This window comes from Cupriavidus sp. 01L45 (assembly GCF_056399885.1).
Window position 1 is genome coordinate 74,830 of the sequence record NZ_JBFTSG010000026.1, and the last position, 16,578, is coordinate 91,407.

At 67.2% G+C, this 16,578-nt stretch carries 14 protein-coding genes; 7 read left to right on the forward strand and 7 right to left on the reverse strand.

Annotation, left to right across the window (positions count from 1 at the left end; all coding sequences use genetic code 11):
* Positions 1-108 precede the first annotated feature (108 nt).
* From AC1DT6_RS18975 to AC1DT6_RS19000, 6 genes are all read left to right on the forward strand, one after another.
* Positions 109-276, forward strand: coding sequence for a hypothetical protein (locus tag AC1DT6_RS18975; protein WP_441636452.1), 168 nt, complete (start codon positions 109-111; stop codon positions 274-276).
* Positions 277-471: 195 nt separating this feature from the next.
* The gene (mgtA, locus tag AC1DT6_RS18980; RefSeq protein WP_441636454.1) at positions 472-3,228 is read left to right on the forward strand and encodes a magnesium-translocating P-type ATPase; all 2,757 of its coding nucleotides are present in this window, start codon (positions 472-474) and stop codon (positions 3,226-3,228) included.
* Between the two features lie 137 nt (positions 3,229-3,365).
* Positions 3,366-4,088 (forward strand): MgtC/SapB family protein, encoded by a 723-nt coding sequence (locus AC1DT6_RS18985; RefSeq protein ID WP_441636456.1) that lies wholly within the window; start codon positions 3,366-3,368, stop codon positions 4,086-4,088.
* A gap of 1,216 nt (positions 4,089-5,304) precedes the next feature.
* Positions 5,305-6,234: a Bug family tripartite tricarboxylate transporter substrate binding protein gene (locus AC1DT6_RS18990; RefSeq protein WP_477114813.1), complete on the forward strand. Its 930-nt coding sequence runs from the start codon at positions 5,305-5,307 to the stop codon at positions 6,232-6,234.
* A 96-nt stretch (positions 6,235-6,330) separates the two neighbouring features.
* Positions 6,331-7,530, forward strand: a complete 1,200-nt coding sequence (locus tag AC1DT6_RS18995) for a CaiB/BaiF CoA transferase family protein (RefSeq protein ID WP_035868222.1) — start codon at positions 6,331-6,333, stop codon at positions 7,528-7,530.
* On the forward strand, positions 7,527-8,366 hold the full coding sequence (locus AC1DT6_RS19000; RefSeq protein WP_441636458.1) for a citryl-CoA lyase: 840 nt from the start codon (positions 7,527-7,529) through the stop codon (positions 8,364-8,366). Before AC1DT6_RS18995 ends, AC1DT6_RS19000 begins: the two co-directional genes overlap by 4 nt.
* A gap of 9 nt (positions 8,367-8,375) precedes the next feature.
* Here AC1DT6_RS19000 and AC1DT6_RS19005 read toward each other — a convergent pair whose 3' ends face one another.
* The 7 genes from AC1DT6_RS19005 to AC1DT6_RS19035 form a co-directional block, all read right to left on the reverse strand.
* Positions 8,376-9,605 carry a GGDEF domain-containing protein gene (locus tag AC1DT6_RS19005; protein ID WP_441636460.1) on the reverse strand — a complete coding sequence of 410 codons (1,230 nt, stop codon included), beginning with the start codon at positions 9,603-9,605 and terminating at the stop codon, positions 8,376-8,378.
* 271 nt (positions 9,606-9,876) lie between these two features.
* Entirely contained in the window at positions 9,877-10,605 is a 729-nt protein-coding gene (locus tag AC1DT6_RS19010; protein WP_441636462.1) for an IclR family transcriptional regulator, read from the reverse strand.
* 108 nt (positions 10,606-10,713) lie between these two features.
* Positions 10,714-12,327, reverse strand: coding sequence for an FAD-binding oxidoreductase (locus AC1DT6_RS19015; protein ID WP_477111524.1), 1,614 nt, complete (start codon positions 12,325-12,327; stop codon positions 10,714-10,716).
* Between the two features lie 21 nt (positions 12,328-12,348).
* Positions 12,349-12,828 (reverse strand): hypothetical protein, encoded by a 480-nt coding sequence (locus AC1DT6_RS19020; protein WP_441637574.1) that lies wholly within the window; start codon positions 12,826-12,828, stop codon positions 12,349-12,351.
* Positions 12,829-13,053: 225 nt separating this feature from the next.
* Positions 13,054-13,836 (reverse strand): anti-sigma factor family protein, encoded by a 783-nt coding sequence (locus tag AC1DT6_RS19025; protein ID WP_441637572.1) that lies wholly within the window; start codon positions 13,834-13,836, stop codon positions 13,054-13,056.
* A complete protein-coding gene (locus tag AC1DT6_RS19030) occupies positions 13,833-14,372 on the reverse strand; it encodes a sigma-70 family RNA polymerase sigma factor (protein WP_441637578.1) in 540 nt (179 codons plus the stop codon). The genes AC1DT6_RS19025 and AC1DT6_RS19030 overlap by 4 nt, the downstream gene beginning before the upstream one ends.
* 46 nt (positions 14,373-14,418) lie before the next feature.
* Entirely contained in the window at positions 14,419-14,574 is a 156-nt protein-coding gene (locus tag AC1DT6_RS19035) for a hypothetical protein (protein ID WP_200876776.1), read from the reverse strand.
* A gap of 753 nt (positions 14,575-15,327) precedes the next feature.
* On the opposite strand from AC1DT6_RS19035, the gene AC1DT6_RS19040 reads away from it, so the two are divergent.
* A complete protein-coding gene (locus tag AC1DT6_RS19040; protein WP_441636815.1) occupies positions 15,328-16,578 on the forward strand; it encodes an efflux RND transporter periplasmic adaptor subunit in 1,251 nt (416 codons plus the stop codon).

Below are 16,578 nucleotides of genomic sequence, written 5' to 3' on the forward strand. Positions count from 1 at the left end.
TGCAAAAGCCTGCGGCTATCCAGCCACGGAGCGCGCTCGTCCGCGCCCCGCGATGTGGTACCCGCCCCTGCCAGCGCGCGCCTTCGGGCCATCGCGCAAGGAGGCCTCATGCCGTCTCTCCTCATCGCACAACACGCCTTGCTGGCGCTGCAGATGCTGCGCTGGCACGCCGGCCGCCCCGGCCGCGCCGCCGTGCTGCTGCTCGCACTGGCGCTGCCGCCGGTCTGTCCTGCCGAAGCGCGTCATGACGACGCGCACCGCCCCCCGCCGGGCTAACGCTCGCACCCTGCCTGGCGCCGCATTGCCGGCACGCCGGCTCGCACCTGCATACGAGCCCTGGCGAGGCTGGCCTCCCACGCTGCCCCCCATTTTCTTGCACTTGCAGTATCCGTCCATGGCGGCGCCTCGCCCTAGCCGCCCCGATCACGCATCGCCGCCCGGCTCGCCGGGAACCACTGGAAAACCGCACCGATGAACCTGATGAAAACGCTCTTCGTCGCCTTCCTGCGCACGCGCCGGGCGACCCACCACTTCCGCCGGCTGGCGATGTTTGAGTCGCTGGGCAAACCGGGCCCCTCACGCACGGTGCCGGAGCAACTGGCGCAATCCCTGAAGCGCGCCGCCAGAGAAGACGTGCCTGACGTGCTGGTACGGATGCGCTCGCACGAGGACGGCCTGACCGGCGCCGAGATGGAGGAACGGCTCAAGCAGTTCGGCCCCAACGAAGTCGACCATGAGAAGCCGCTGCCTGCGTGGCTGCACCTGTGGCATTCCTACAGCAACCCGTTCAATCTGCTGCTGACGCTGCTGGCGGTGATTTCCTATTTCACCGAGGACATGAAGGCAACGCTGGTCATCGGCACCATGGTGACGTTGTCCACCATCCTGCGCTTCGTCCAGGAACGGCGCTCCAACCAGGCCGCGGAAAGCCTCAAGGCCATGGTCAGCACCACCGCCACGGTGATCCGCCGCGACCTGGCCGCCGGCGTTGCCGCCGTCAGCGCGGAATACTTCAACGTGCACGTGCACTCCCGCCCGCCGGCCAGGATCGAAGTGCCGATCCGCAAACTGGTGCCGGGCGACCTGGTAGCGCTTTCCGCCGGCGACATGATTCCCGCCGACTGCCGCATCATCGCCGCCAAGGACCTCTTCATCAGCCAGGCGGCAATGACGGGGGAATCGCTGCCCGTGGAAAAATTCGCGGAACTGCGCGACCGGCAGGACAGCCCGCTCGAACTCTCCAACATCGTCTTCATGGGCACCAATGTGGTCTCGGGCGCGGCCACCGCCGTGGTGCTTGCCACCGGCAACCAGACCTACTTCGGCACGCTCGCCGCGCGCGTCACCAGCACCGAACGCTCGGCCACCGCCTTCCAGGCCGGCGTCAACCAGGTGAGTTGGCTGCTGATCCGTTTCGCGCTGGTGATGGCGCCGCTGGTGCTGCTGGTCAACGGCTTCACCAAGGGCGACTGGATGCAGGCCTTCCTGTTCGCGCTATCGGTGGCGGTGGGCCTGACGCCGGAGATGCTACCGATGATCGTCACCTCCACGCTGGCCAAGGGCGCGGTGATGCTGTCGCGGCGCAAGGTGATCGTGAAGCGGCTCGACGCCATCCAGAATTTCGGCGCGATGGACGTGTTGTGCACCGACAAGACCGGCACGCTGACCCAGGACAAGATCGTGCTGGAGCGGCATACCGACGTGCTCGGCCGCGTGAGCACCGACGTGCTCAAGCACGCCTACCTGAACAGCTACTACCAGACCGGGCTGAAGAACCTGCTTGACCGCGCGGTGCTCGATCATGTGGAGTTGCAAAGCGAGTTGAGGCTGACGCAGCATTACCGCAAGGTCGATGAGATCCCCTTCGATTTCGAGCGGCGGCGCATGTCGGTGGTGGTGGCCGAGCGCGAGGACCACAACGAGCTGATCTGCAAGGGCGCGGTCGAGGAAATGCTGGGCATCTGCTCGCGCGTGCAGATCGATGGCACGGCGCAGGCGCTGGACGCCGGTATGCTGGCACGCGTGCGCCAGGTGACGCACGACCTCAACGAGGAAGGCTTGCGCGTGGTGGCGGTGGCGATGAAGGAAACGCCCACCACGCAGACGCAGTACGGCGTGGCCGACGAATGCGAGCTGACCCTGGTGGGCTACATTGCCTTTCTCGATCCGCCCAAGGACTCCACCCGCCCCGCGCTGCAAGCGCTGGCGGAACACGGCGTTGCGGTCAAAGTGCTGACCGGCGACAACGAGCTGGTCACCGCCAAGATCTGCCGCGAAGTGGGGCTGCCCGTCACGCGCGTGCTGCTGGGGCCGGACATCGAGAAGATGGACGCGCCCACGCTGGCGCGCGCGGTGGAAGAGCACAATGTGTTCGCCAAACTGTCGCCGCTGCACAAGGAGCAACTGGTGCTGGCGCTGCGCGCCAACGGCCACGTGGTTGGCTTCATGGGCGACGGCATCAACGACGCGCCCGCGCTGCGCGCTGCCGACATCGGCATCTCGGTGGACAGCGCGGTGGATATCGCCAAGGAAGCCGCCGACCTCATCCTGCTGGAAAAGAGCCTGATGGTGCTGGAGGAAGGCGTGATCGAAGGCCGCCGCACCTTCTGCAATATGCTGAAGTACATCCGCATGACGGCCAGCTCCAATTTCGGCAACGTCTTCTCCGTGCTGGTGGCCAGCGCCTTCCTGCCATTCCTGCCGATGCTGCCGCTGCAACTGCTGGTGCAGAACCTGCTGTACGACGTCTCGCAGATCGCCATCCCGTTCGATCGCGTGGACAAGGAACTGGTCTCGCGCCCGCTGCGCTGGAACCCGGGCGATATCGGCCGCTTCATGGTGGTGTTCGGCCCGATCAGCTCGATCTTCGATATCACGACCTATGTGGTGATGTGGTACGTGTTCGCCGCCAACAGCGTGGAGGCGCAGGCGCTGTTCCAGTCCGGCTGGTTCGTGGTCGGGCTGCTCACGCAAACGCTGATCGTGCATATGATCCGCACGCCCAGGCTGCCCTTTATCCAGAGCCGCGCGGCCTGGCCGCTGACCATTGCCACCGTGGCGATCATGGCGGTGGGCATCTGGCTGCCGATGGGACCGCTGGCGGCATACTTCAAGCTGGAGGCATTGCCGCCGGGCTATTTTCCCTGGATGATCGGCATCGTGCTGGGTTACGCCTTGCTGGTGACGGTGGTCAAGCGCTTCTATATCCGGCGGTTCGGGTGGCAGTAAGCGCCCGGCGGCGCCCCCGCCACCCTTGCGGGGGGCGCCGCCCGTGACATCAGGATGACACCTGGCGGGCGTAAAAGCAGGCAAGACAGAATGACAGGTACCAAAAACAATAACTTTCAAGACCGGGGAAAACCATCATGTCCCTCCAAGCTTTCCAGAACATCAACCTGGACTCGCTGCTCGACACCACCGTCAGCCTGACCACCGCCTTTGTGCTGGGCGCGGTGATCGGCTACGAGCGGCAGATCCGCCAACGCACCGCCGGCCTGCGCACCAATGTGCTGGTGGCGGTGGGCGCCGCCATCTTCGTCGACATGGCCAACCGCATGGCCGGGCACGACGGCGCGGTGCGGGTGGTGGCCTATGTGGTGTCGGGGATCGGCTTCCTCGGCGCCGGGGTGATCATGCGCGAGGAAGGGAATGTGCGCGGGCTGAATACCGCCGCCACGCTATGGGGATCGGCGGCGATCGGCGCCAGCGCCGGTGCTGACCTGATACTGGAGGCCGGGCTGGGGTGCCTGTTCGTGCTGGCCGCCAATACGTTGCTCAGGCCGGTGGTTAACCGGATCAACCAGCAGCCAATGGATACGCCTGCGGTGGAAGTCACCAATACGGTCTATGTGATCGCGCCGCGTGCTTCGCAGAAACAGGCCTTGCGGTTGCTGGAGCAGACGCTGGAGGCGGGGAATTATCCAACGCGGGATCTTGAGGTGCGTGCGTTTGGGGATAGCGATGTGGAGATTGAGGCGGTGTTGACTTCGACTTCCGTCGATGGGGATGTGTTGGATCGGCTGATGGCGCGGTTGGCTGAGGCGGAGTTTGTTCATCAGGCGTTTTGGAGTCCTAGTACTACGGATTGAGAGGGGGGGTTCTGAGGTTCTCTGCAGGTTCTCTGGGGTTCTCGCTGTTTGGTGTTCGGTGTTGGCTTTTGGACCCAACAGCGTACGACATCCCCCTGCGGGGGACGCCGGTCACTCTTCTTTGCTTCGGCAAAGAAGACTAACGAGAAGAAAGCCGACCCTGCCGGGGGCAGAGCCATCAGGCGATTCGGCGGCAGTGATTCCGTCGTACGGGCAGTGGCTTCGGCTGGCATGCTCTACCGGCTTTAACGGCAGCACGACTGCATGACCCAGTGGTTTCGTGGTGCGGCCCCCGATGGCGGGCGCCGTGCCCATTCGGCCATCTGCCGTTCGCGATGCAACGGGCTGCGCTATCTCATGCTTTGCTGGTTTCGTGGTTTTGTCTCTGACGGCAAATACCCTGCCATTCGACACCCTGCCGTACCGGCGCTTGCCTTGACGGAATACAGCCGTCCTCGTTTCGTGGTGGGCCCCTTGGCCCGGTCAGCGAACACGAAAGAATCTGACGATGGTGTTGTGCGGTTCACTACCATGACATGCGCGAGGCCACGGGCGACTGAGCGCGGGCCACCGCGCCCACCACGAAACCCATCATTGCGAAGTTGCGCGGCGCCCGTCCCTGCGAACGGCAGGGACCGAACAATCACCGCGCGTGCCGCCAGAGACAAAACCACGAAACCACCAAGGCGGGCAGCGTCGTGGCGCTCGGCACCGCGAACGGCAGATGGCCGAATGGGCACGGCACCCGCCATCGGGGGCCGCACCACGAAACCATTGGGTCATGCAGTGGCGATGTCCTTCAAGCCGGTGAGGCACGCCAGCCAACACTCAGGGCCGTACGACGAAACCACCGAGGCCCATAAGCCTTATTGCTCTGCCCCCGGCAGGGTCGGCTTTCTTCTCGTTAGTCTTCTTTGCCGAAGCAAAGAAGAGTGACCGGCGTCCCCCGCAGGGGGATGTCGTATTCCTTTGGGTCCAAAAACCAACACCGCTCCATAAAAAACCCCCAAGCCCCAAAACCACATAAAACCCCACCCTTGACAACCCTCCCCACCCCTCCTATCCTCTCGAATAAATTCCCTAAGTAAGACCACTGTTCTATCCTACAGAACACAAAAAATCACCCAACGGTGCAGAGCACCACCCCAAACAGGAGACAAAATTGACCCTCTTCCCCTCCCCCATCCGTGCCCTGCTCCTCCTCGCCATCCCCGCCATGCTCGCCACCGCCGCCACCCCCGCGGCAGCGGACAGCTACCCGAGCCAACCCGTGCGCCTGGTAGTACCCTTCCCCCCCGCCGGCGGCACCGACGTCATGGCCCGGCTGGTGTTCAACAAGGTAGGCATGTCCACCCACTGGAACGTGGTGGTGGAAAATCGCGCCGGAGCAGGCGGCAATATCGGCATGGACGCAGTAGCCAAGGCCCGTCCGGACGGCTACACGCTGGGCATGGGCCAGACCGCCAACCTGGCGATCAATCCCACCCTGTATCCCAAGATGCCCTACGACGCGATCAAGGATTTCACGCCAGTGGCGCTGGTTTCCGCGCAGCCGCTGGTGCTGATCGTGCGCAAGGATGCGCCATACAAGAACCTGGCTGATCTCGTTACCGCCGGCAAGGGCAAGCAGCTATCGATGGCCTCGGCCGGCACCGGCACCGTGGGCCACCTCACCGGCGAGATGTTTGCCCGCCGCACCGGCATCAAGATGTTGCATGTGCCGTACAAGGGCGCCTCCCCGGCACTGACCGACCTGCTGGGCGGCCAGACCGATTTCTACTTCGCCACCCCGCCCATCGCGCTGCCCATGATCAAGGCCGGCAAGCTGCGTGCCCTCGCGGTGACTTCGGCCAAGCGCATGCCGCTGCTGGCCGACGTGCCCACCGTGATCGAAGGCGGCTACGCCGGCTTCCAGGCGGAGGACTGGAAGGCGCTGGTAGCGCCGGCCGGCACGCCGGCGGACGTGGTCAAGCGCGTCAACGAGGAAATCAACAAGGCCATCACCCAGCCCGACACCATCGCCAAGATGCGCGAGGAAGGCAGCGAGCCGCGCGGCGRCAGCCCTGCCGACCTGGGCGCGTTCATGAAGGCGGAAAACACCCGTTGGGGCACCATCGTGCGCCAGTCCGGCGCCAAGGTAGAGTAAAGCCTCCCGGTCTTTACCGCCCCGACCGCTMCGCACCCCGGGGCCGGCTTCGCTGCCACGAAGCCGGCCCCGGCACTGATACCTGGAATCCGCGCCATGCAAAAACCGCTACGCCATATCCGCGTCCTCGATCTCACCAATGTGCTGGCCGGCCCTTTCTGCTGCCACCAGCTGGCCCATATGGGCGCTGAAGTCATCAAGGTGGAAACGCCGGGCACCGGCGACCTCGCCCGCCAGCTCGGTGCCGACGCCGAACTCAACCGCCGGCTGATGGGCGTGTCCTTCCTGGCGCAGAACCCCGGCAAGCGCTCCATTACCGTCAACCTCAAGCACGCGCGCGGCAAGGAAGTGTTCCGCAAGCTGGTGGAGAGCGCCGACGTGCTGGTGGAGAACTTCCGCCCCGGCGTGATGGACCGGCTGGGGCTGGGCTTCGACGCTCTCAAGCTGATCAATCCCAAGCTGATCTACTGCGCGATCTCCGGCTTCGGGCAGGACGGCCCGCTCTCGGACCTGCCGGCGTACGACCAGATCATCCAGGGCATGTCCGGCGTGATGAGCATCACCGGCGACCCGCAGACCGCGCCTTACCGCGTGGGATACCCGGTCTCGGACACCATCGGCGGCATCACCGCGGCCTTTGCCGTGGCCGCCGCGCTGGCCGACCACCAGCGTACCGAGGGCTATTTCATCGATGTGTCGATGCTCGAGGCCACCCTCGCCACCATGGGCTGGGTGGTCTCCAACTACCTGATCGCCGGCAAGACTCCGGCGCCGATGGGCAACGAGAACATGACGGCCAGCCCGTCGGGGGCCTTCCACACCGGCGAGGGCCTGATCAATATCGCCGCCAACAAGCAGGAACAGTTCGAAGCGGTATGCCGGGTGGTGGGTCGCCCGGAACTCGCCACCGACGCGCGCTTCGCGGAACGCCAGGCGCGGCTGGCCAACCGCGCCGAGCTGACGCGCGAGCTGGAAGCCGAGCTGGCGAAGAAGTCCGCCGACGCATGGTGGCAGTTGTTCAACGAGGCCGGCGTGCCGGCCGGCCCGGTCTACAGCGTGCCGCAAACGCTGGACCACCCGCAGGTCAGCGGGCGCGGCATGATCGGCGACTTTGCCGACGTGCCCGGCGTGGGCCGCGATATCCGGCTGGTGCGCACGGGCTTCAAGCTCAACGGCGAGGCGCCGTCGGTCGATACGCCGCCGCCGGAACTCGGCCAGCACACCCGCGAAATCCTCGCCCAGCTCGGCTATGGCGAGGCTGACATCGAAACCCTGCAACAGGAGCGTGCCGTATGAGCGAACCCATCAACGAAGGCCAGCGGCTGTCCCAGGACTGGTGGCGCACCGAAATCATCGACATGCAGCCCGGCGAGATCCGCTACCGCGGCTATCCCATCGAGCAACTGATCGGGCAGGTGTCGTTCGCGCAGATGATCTGGCTGATGCTGCGGGGCGATCTGCCGGGCCGCGGCCAGGGCGAATTGCTGGATGCCGCGCTGATGTCGGCGGTGGACCACGGCCCGCAGGCGCCCAGCATCGCGATCGCACGCATGGCTGCCACTTGCGGTGTGGGGCTGAACAACGCCATGGCGTCGGCCGTCAACGTGCTGGGCGACGTGCACGGCGGCGCCGGCGAGCAGGCGGTGGAGTTGTACCAGGATGTGGCGCGGCGCGTCGACGGCGGACAAACGCAAGAAGAAGCGGTCAAGGGTGCGCTGGCGGATTACCGCGACAACCACGGCAAGTTCGTGTCCGGCTTCGGCCACCGCTTCCATCCGCTGGACCCGCGCGCTCCACGCCTGCTGGCACTGGTGGACAAGGCCGCGGCCGAAGGCGTGGTTTCGGGCCGCTTCGCCGGCATCGCGCGCGCGGTGGAGGCCGAACTGGGCGCCGGCCGCAGCAAGCCCATCCCCATGAATATCGACGGCGCCACGGCCGTGATCTATGCCGAACTGGGTTTCCCTGCCCCCCTGGCGCGTGGGCTGTTCTGCCTGTCGCGCTCCGTCGGCATCCTGGCCCACGCATGGGAGCAAACCCAGCAAGGCGGCCGCAACAAGGGCCCCATCCCGCGCCAGTACATCTGGACCTATGACGGCCATCCGCCGCGGGACGTGCCGCCCGCGCAGGACTGAGCGGTAGAACTACCGGATCGGCGCGTGGACGGAATCGCCCACGTCGCCAGGTACCGGCCGCGTGGCCGGCGCCATCCAGGACGCCAGCGCATAGCGGTCACGGCCGAACTCCTTGGCCGCGTAGAGGGCACGGTCGGCCGCCGCGAACAGCGCGCGCCACAGCCCGTCCACCCCCGCCGCCCCGCCCCGCAGCTCGGCCACGCCGATGCTTACGCTGGCGAAGGCCGTCCCGTCGCCGGGCAGCGGGATGGCACGCACTTTCTTCAGGATGCGGTTGGCCAGCGTCGTGGCCTGGCCTTCATCGGTATGCGGGCAGAGGATGCAGAACTCCTCGCCGCCGTAGCGGCCGGCCACATCGGAGGCGCGCCGCGAATTGTCGATGGCCTCCGCAATCAGCTTGAGCACGCTGTCGCCGGCATGGTGGCCGTTACGGTCGTTGACCTGCTTGAAATGATCGACGTCGATCACCAGGCACGACAAGGGCTGGCCGTGGCGCTCCCATGCCGCTACCAGGCTGGTAGCCGCCTTGTCGAGCGCGCCGCGGTTGAGCAGGCGCGTCAGCGCGTCCAGCCGGGCGCCGTCTTCCTTGGCGGCGATAACCTGCTCCATCGCCATCAGCGTGAAGCCGAACAACCCCAGCAAGGTAGCCACAAGCGGCGTCAGCAGCAGGAATGCGTCCGCACTGCTGGCGTAGAACGGGCCCGAGGCCACCATGCCGTTCACACCGGCGGCGAAGCCGGCCAGTTGCGTCGTCAGGTGCATCAGGCTGGCGACCACCACCAGCGGCGTGCCGATGCTGCGCCGGCCCCCGTGGGCGCACAGCAGCGTGCCGGCGGTCAGCGCAGCCACCAGGGCCAGGCAGCCATAGCCGATCACGTGCATGCGCGCCTGGCTGTTGGCCATGCCGGCGACCCCGAGCAGCGCCAGTCCGGCCACCGACACGCCCACTGCCAGCGAGCGGTCCCACGAGACCAGGCCGCAGTAGATCCGCACGCCGCGGTAAATCAGCAGCCTGCCGGCGATAAACGTCGCCGCGCCCGCGGCGCCGACATAAACCAGGCGCGCCGACGCATTGGCGGCCAGCACCAGTCCGGCCGCCGACACCAGCAGGTGCCCCCATGCCCACAGGCGCCCGGCGGCACTGGGACGCAAGGCCGCCAGGAGGCCCGCCGAAATGGCCAGCGCGCTGGCGTACACAACCACCATGACGACGACGATCGTTTGCTGGTCTAACTGCACGGGATTCCTTTGAAGATACCGTGTTGCCGGTGACGTTGACGGGAAGGTGCGGGGGCGGGGGCGGCCTGGATACCGGGTCAATTTCGCAAAGGCGCATGATAACGTCACGGGGCCCCACCGGGCACCCCCGACAAGCCGGGCATGGTTGTCCCTGACAAACATCGTTGGTTTCGTGTCAGGTTCGGACGGAGGAAGCGACGCAGCGCTAACAGCGAGCCGGCGTGCGACCGGCGACCGTGGCAAGCGCCAGCGAGGCCTGGATCCCCGGGTATCAGACAGGAAACGGGAAGGTGCCCCCCAGCGCCACAGTCAGGTCACGCGCCGCAAGCAGCACATGCGGGCGAAACGCCTCGTCAAAGCGCGGCGTGGGGCAGGTCAACGTCAGCGCGCCCTTCAGCTGGCCGTCCGGACCGAACACGGGCGATGACACGCCGGCAATGTCCGGGATCCGGTCGCCAACCAGCGCGGCAACGCCCTCTTCCCGGATCTTCTGGTAGATCTCTCCGCGCGCGCCGCTGAATGCGCGCAGCACGCGGCCGCCGGCGCCGCGGTTGCGCGGCAGCAGTTCGCCCGCCTTGGCGTGGTCGCGCACCGGCTGCGGCGAATCGACACGGTACAGGCACAGGCGATGCTCGCCCTGCTCGACGTGAAAGGCGGCGCTCTCGCGCGTGGCCTGCACCAGCTGGCGCAGCACGGGCATCACCACCATCTCCAGCGAGAAGGAGGCGGAATACACCGAGTGCAGGCGAGCCACTTCGGGACCTAGCCCATAGCGGCCATCGGTATGACGCAGGATCAGCCTGGCATGTTCGAGCGACGCCAGCAAGCGCAGCAGCGTGCTTTTGTAGAGGCCCGTACGCTGTGCCAGTTCGACCAGGCTCAGTGTGGTGTCGCCAAGATGGAACGCGGAGAGCACATAGAGGGCCCGGTCCACGGCTACGGCGCCGCCTTCCGCGGCATGCTTGTCGGCTTCGGATAGCTGGGCAGCTTTACGTGGCATGTATGTAGAAACAGGAAACAGGAAACAGGACTGGAAAGCTTGAATGGCGCAGGCGAAGGAACGACATTCCCGCACACAGTTCCACGGTATAGAACGGCACCAGCCTTGTCAATTGTCCCCGCCACCCTGCGCGCGGGGACGCCGCCCGCGTGGCCAGATGCCCTGCTTCCCCGGCGCCAGCATGCCCGCCGGGTCGAGCGCATCCTTGACCCGCTCGACCAGCCGCAGCATGGCATGCCCGTTGAAATCCTGCTGTGCCGCCACGCGGTCCATCAGGTCCGGATGGGCGCGGTACAGGCCGTAGCCTGCGGCGCCCAGTTCGCCCGCCAGCCGGTGCGCAAGCGCGCGCGCCTGGCTGCGCTGCTGCGGGTCGGCACGATCGAAGATGGCGGCGAAGATGTGATGCAGGCACCGTGGCGCCGCGGTGAAGCCACCGTAGTAGTCGAAGCCGTGCGCCGCCGCGCGATCGCGCACCAGCAGGTATTGCCGCATGGCATCGGCACCGGTGGCCGGGCACAGTGGCGAGATATCGAGGTGCGCGCCGTCGCCGCCGCACCACGCCAGCATGCGCATGGCCGACAAGCTGGGCACGCCAAGCAGGCCCAGCGCGCCTGCGCTGTCCGGCGGCGCGCTGGCCACGCCGGCGGCGTCGTACGGCCAGGCCCGCAGGCGCGCGCCGGGGATCGCGCCGAATGCCTTGCGCGCGATGCGCCAGCGCGCCTGCACCAGCGCGGCCGGTCCGTACAGGCCGAAACGCAGGTTCCACCAGCCGATGTCCAGCTTGCGGATCATGGCTTGCAGCGCCGTTGCCGGCATGGGGCCGGCACCGTCATACCAGTCGCTGCGCGCCGACACGCCGGCGGCCCAGCGCACGGCGCTTTCGATCACGGCCGGCCCGTGCACGACCTCGGCCAGCCGCAGCGGGCGCAGCGTGTCGACTACCGTCTCTAGGTCGGATTCGCGGGCAAAGCTGGCCTGGCACAGCAAGACCGTCTCCGGCGCGGGCATCAGCCAGATGCCCATCTTGGTGACGATGCCGAGATTGGATTGCATGAACAGGCCATCGATGCCAGGGCCATAGCCGTCCCGGTGCAATTGCCAGGCCGTGCCGCCGGACAGCGCGCCCATGCCGGTGCGCACGATCTCCCCGCTGGCCAGTACCACCTCCATGCCGCACTGCATGGCGGCGTGATCGCCATAGGGCGTGACGCCAAACCCGCGCTCCAGCGTATTGCCGATCACGCTGCCCCAGCCGACCGCCGGCGGATCGATCCACAGCGCAATGCCTTCGCGGCGCAAATGCGCGTGGAGATCGAAATAGCTGACGCCCGGCTCCACCAGCGCATAGGCCAGCGCCGGGTTCACTTCGAGAATGCGGTTCATGCGCCGCAGGTCGAGCACCAGCGTGCCGCGCTGCCGCGGCGCGGCGCCGCCGTAGCCCAGGTTGCGGCCAATGGAAACCGGCCAGAGCGCAAGGCCCGCGGCGCTTGCCACGCGCAGCGCGTCCTGCACTTGGGCAATGCTGGCCGGCAGCAACACCGCGGAGGGGGCGAAGGCCCCCGGATCTTCATCGGGCAGTGGCGAGTAGGGATCGAGATAGGCGGCGAGGTCGGAGGGCGCTGACAATACCGCGCCCTCCCCGAGCACCGAGGCGAAATCATCCAGGGCCCGCGCAAACCGCGCCGTGGAACAGTCCGGCGGAAGCACCTGTTTCGCATTCACGTCCGGCGCCGGCCTCCCTCCTCAATGGTGGTGGCCACCGCCACCGCCGCCCCCATGGAATCCACCCTGGAATCCACCCTGGAATCCACCGCGGAACCCGCCCCGGAACCCACCGCGCATGCCGCCATGGAAGCCGCCCCCCGCGTGCGCGAAGGACATGTGGTGCATATGGTGAAAGTGATGAAAACGGTCAACGAAGATAAAGCTCGCCCCAAAGCCGACACCGACCGGCGCCCAGTACCACGGATCGACGTAGTAAGCCGGCTGCGTATAGATCATGGTGCCGCCGGAGCTTTCCACCATCTGCCACGAACCGTCCGGCTGCAGGCAGGCCAGCCCGACCACTTGCTGCAGGTAGCCATCGATCTCCACCTGTCCCGCCATCTGCTGGCAGGGCGACGAATAGCCGTTCCATGCGTCAGCGGCCATCTGCGCTGCGGCCGGCACGCTCAAGCCGAGGCCGGCAAGCAACGCCGCCACGGCACCCAGAGCTTTTCCCATGATGTCATCCCAGGGAACGAACGCCCGACGTTTGCGACGTACCAGGGCAACGCGCAAGGCACATCCCGCGGCACATCGGTTTGCCTGCAGGACCCGCTGGCGCGGCTGGCGCACGCGCCTGCGCGCCTGCATTACGTAAACGGATTGGCGCCCCCGCTTATTCCCCCCGTTTATTCCCCCGTTCATGCCACGCTGCCTGACGTCGTCAAAACGCGCCGCGGACCGCTATCGCCACGCCTCCGGATGCCCTCCCAGGCTGGCGCAGACATCGCCGGCGATGGCGCGCAGGCGAGCTTCGCCCAGTTGGCCTGACAGCGCATAGCCGGCCCCGCCCCCGACCCAGTAATAGGTGCGGCGGTCCGCCTGGCGCAGCAGGCCGAGCGAGGCCGAAGCCGGCGCCGCCGGCGTGATGTACAGCGTGAGCCGCTCGCCGGCCGCGTTCTGGTACATCAGTTGCGCAGCCGGGCCGGCGTCGCCCACAAGCAGCCGGCCACCCAGCAGCGCGAATCCGTATTCGTCCAGCGACGGGATGGTCAGCGTGCGCGCGAGCCGGCGCGACAGCCAGGCCTGCAAGTGTGGCTGGTCGGCAGCCGCCACCTCGACCGGATGGCGCTGTTCGGGCGCGAACACCGCGTAGGCGGCATCGGCGTGGCGCGCGAACTCGCGGGGATCGGCGCTCGCACCGGGAAGCCAGGCCACGCCGAGGGCAAGCGCCATTCCGGCCAGCGCCCAGCCCAGCGCGGCAAGGGCACGGCGCCACCAGCGCGGCCGCGCCCTGACCAGCACATAACGCAGGTTGGCTGGCAGCGGAAACAAGGCCTTGAGCGCGGCATTCTGCTGGCGATAGCGCTCCGCCAGCATTGCCGCCTGCGCGTCATGCGCCAGCGCCGCGCGGGCGGCCGCCGCTTCGGACTCCGGCAGTTCGCCGTCCACCAGCGCGCACAAGCGCGCTATCGCCTCGATATCCGGTGCGGGTTGGCTGGAGCCAGTTTCCCGATCGTCGTTCATGGCGTATTTCTCACCACCTTGAGCGGCACGTGCCGCTCGCTGTTTCCACCTGCGCCACCGGTGCCATCGCCAAGCCACGCGCGCAAGTGCTCCCGCGCCCGCGCCAGGCGCGACATCACGGTGCCAGGCGGCACCTGCAATACCGCGGCGGCCTCCTGGTAGCTCAAGCCCTCCAGCACGATCAGCAGCAGCACTTCACGCTGCTCTGCCGGCAGCCGGTACAGCGCGCGTTGCACATCGCGCAGCAAGAGCCCGTCGATTTCGCCTGCCGGGGCCTCCTGCCGCTGCCACAGCGGGTCGGCGTCGTCCACGGCCACTTCGCGGCGGCGGCGCAACTGATCGATATAGAGATTACGCAGCACGGTCAGCATCCAGGCCCTGACGTTGCTGCCCGCGCGCAGGCGGCTGCCCTGGGCGATCGCGCGCTCCGCGGTGTCCTGCACCAGGTCGTCCGCCCACGCGGCGTCGCCGGTAAGGGCGCGCGCATAGCGCCGCAGTTGCGGAAGCCAGACCGCTATGTCATCGCCAAAGCTCACAGCTGACAAGACATGGGGCACGCATCCCGATGCATCCGCGCGGATCTCAGTACCCGCCGCCGCCCATGCCGCCGGTGCCGCTCGTGCTACGGCTGCCGTCGCGCGAGGCCGATGACTGGCCGGACCCGCCGCCATCCGACGAGCAGGCCGCCACCGCCATCAACGCCAGCAGCAATGCTGAAACCAGTCGGAGCGCTTTCATGTTGGTCTCCTTGGTGGCAGGCCACGCGGCGGCGGCATCGGCCGATGCCGCATGCGCCACGGCCGGCTGCGCGCATGCCGCCGCCGGTCCTGCCCAACGGGTAAACGCATGGCGCCCCGGTTTTATTCCATCGCAGGGGGTGCGTCGCTGTCCGCCGCCGCAATCGCGGCGTATCGCCGACTTCCGCGCCAGGCTCGTGCGGCCCGCGATACTTCACGACGTTCCTTGCATTGTCATGCAAGTGATCTAGAGTGATGTGATGCGCCATTTCGCCCCGCCGTTTCGCCCCACTCTGCCCTGCTGTGACGGTAAATGAATAGTCACAGCGCTTCACGGCATGACGGCATGACGTCACGATGAAGTGATCGAGCAATGGCTGGATTGAGTGCACTGACACAGGCTCGCATTCAGTTTGCGGAAATCACCTTCCTCCACCTCGTTCGTCCTGCCATTTCCCATGGCCAGGTCAGGCATCAACGCTCTCACGGCCTTTCCCGCGCGCCGTGCGAGGCTTCCGGCCATCGCCGCCGCCCTGATCGCGGCCACGACCGATAGCCGAACCTTCAACGATGGCCTTGCGCGGCGCAAAGCCGGAATGGCTGCCGCCTTGCTTCCCCGGCGCCGGCCGGCGCCCCGCCGCGCCGCATCCGTCACCGGGCCGTCAAGCCGCCCCGCCGGCCCGGTCCGGCGCGCATCCGGCGCATGCGTGTTTTCGTGTCTCCAGTCCCCTACCACCGATTCCGAGGTTCTTTCATGCGCATCGAGCGGGTTCCATTTCGCCATATCAGTGCCGCGACGATTGCCGTAGTGCTTGCCGCGTGCGGACAGAAACCTGCTGCGCCGCCGCCCCCGCCGCTGGAAGTCGGCGTCGTCACCGTCAAGCCGGCCACCGTGCCTGTCACGACCGAACTACCCGGCCGCACCAGCGCGTTCCTGGTGGCGCAGGTGCGCGCGCGGGTCGATGGCATCGTGCAGCGCCGGGAATTCACCGAGGGCTCCGACGTCAAGACCGGACAGCGTCTCTACAAGATCGACCCGACGCCCTACATTGCCGCGCTCAACAATGCCAAGGCGGCGCTGGCGAAGGCGCAGGCCAACGTCGGCACGCAGCAAGCGCTGGTCCAGCGCTACAAGATACTGGTCGGGGCAAACGCCGTGAGCAAGCAGGACTACGACAACGCCGTTGCCGCCCTGGGCCAGGCGGTGGCCGACGTGGCAGCTGGCAAGGCTGGCGTGGAAACGGCGCAGATCAACCTGGGCTACACCGATGTCGTCTCGCCGATCACCGGGCGCAGCGGCGTGTCGCAGGTCACGCCGGGCGCCTACGTGCAGGCCAGCCAGGCCACCCTGCTGACCACCGTGCAGCAAATGGACCCCATCTACGTCAACCTGACGCAATCGAGCGTGGAAGGCCTGCGGCTGCGCCGCCAGATCCTGGAAGGCCGGTTGCAGACCAGCGGCGCCAACGCCGCCAAGGTCACGCTGCTGCTCGAAGACGGCCGCACTTACCCGCAGACCGGCCAGATCCAGTTCACCGACGTGAGCGTCGACCAGGGCACGGGCTCCGTCACGGTGCGCGCGATCTTCCCCAACCAGGACCGGGTGCTGCTGCCGGGCATGTTCGTGCGCGCGCGCATCGACGAGGGCATGAACGACAAGGCCATCGTCGTGCCCCAGATCGGCGTCACGCATGACCAGAAGGGGCAGCCGGTGGTGCTCGTGGTCGGCCAGGACAACAAGGTAGCCCAGCGCCAGATCGCCACTTCGGGCACCTTCGGCAATGGCTGGGTGGTGGACAGCGGCCTGCTACCGGGCGATCGCGTGATCGTGAACGGCGTGGAAAAGGCAAAACCCGGCATGACGGTAAAGCCGGTCGAGGCCCAGGTGCCGGCGCAGCCGGCCTCCGGCGCGCAGGCAACGCCCCCCGCGAGCGCGCCTGCGGCATCGGCGACAGCGGCGCCATCGTCGGCGCCATCCCCGTCATCCACCCCGGCCGCGCAATAA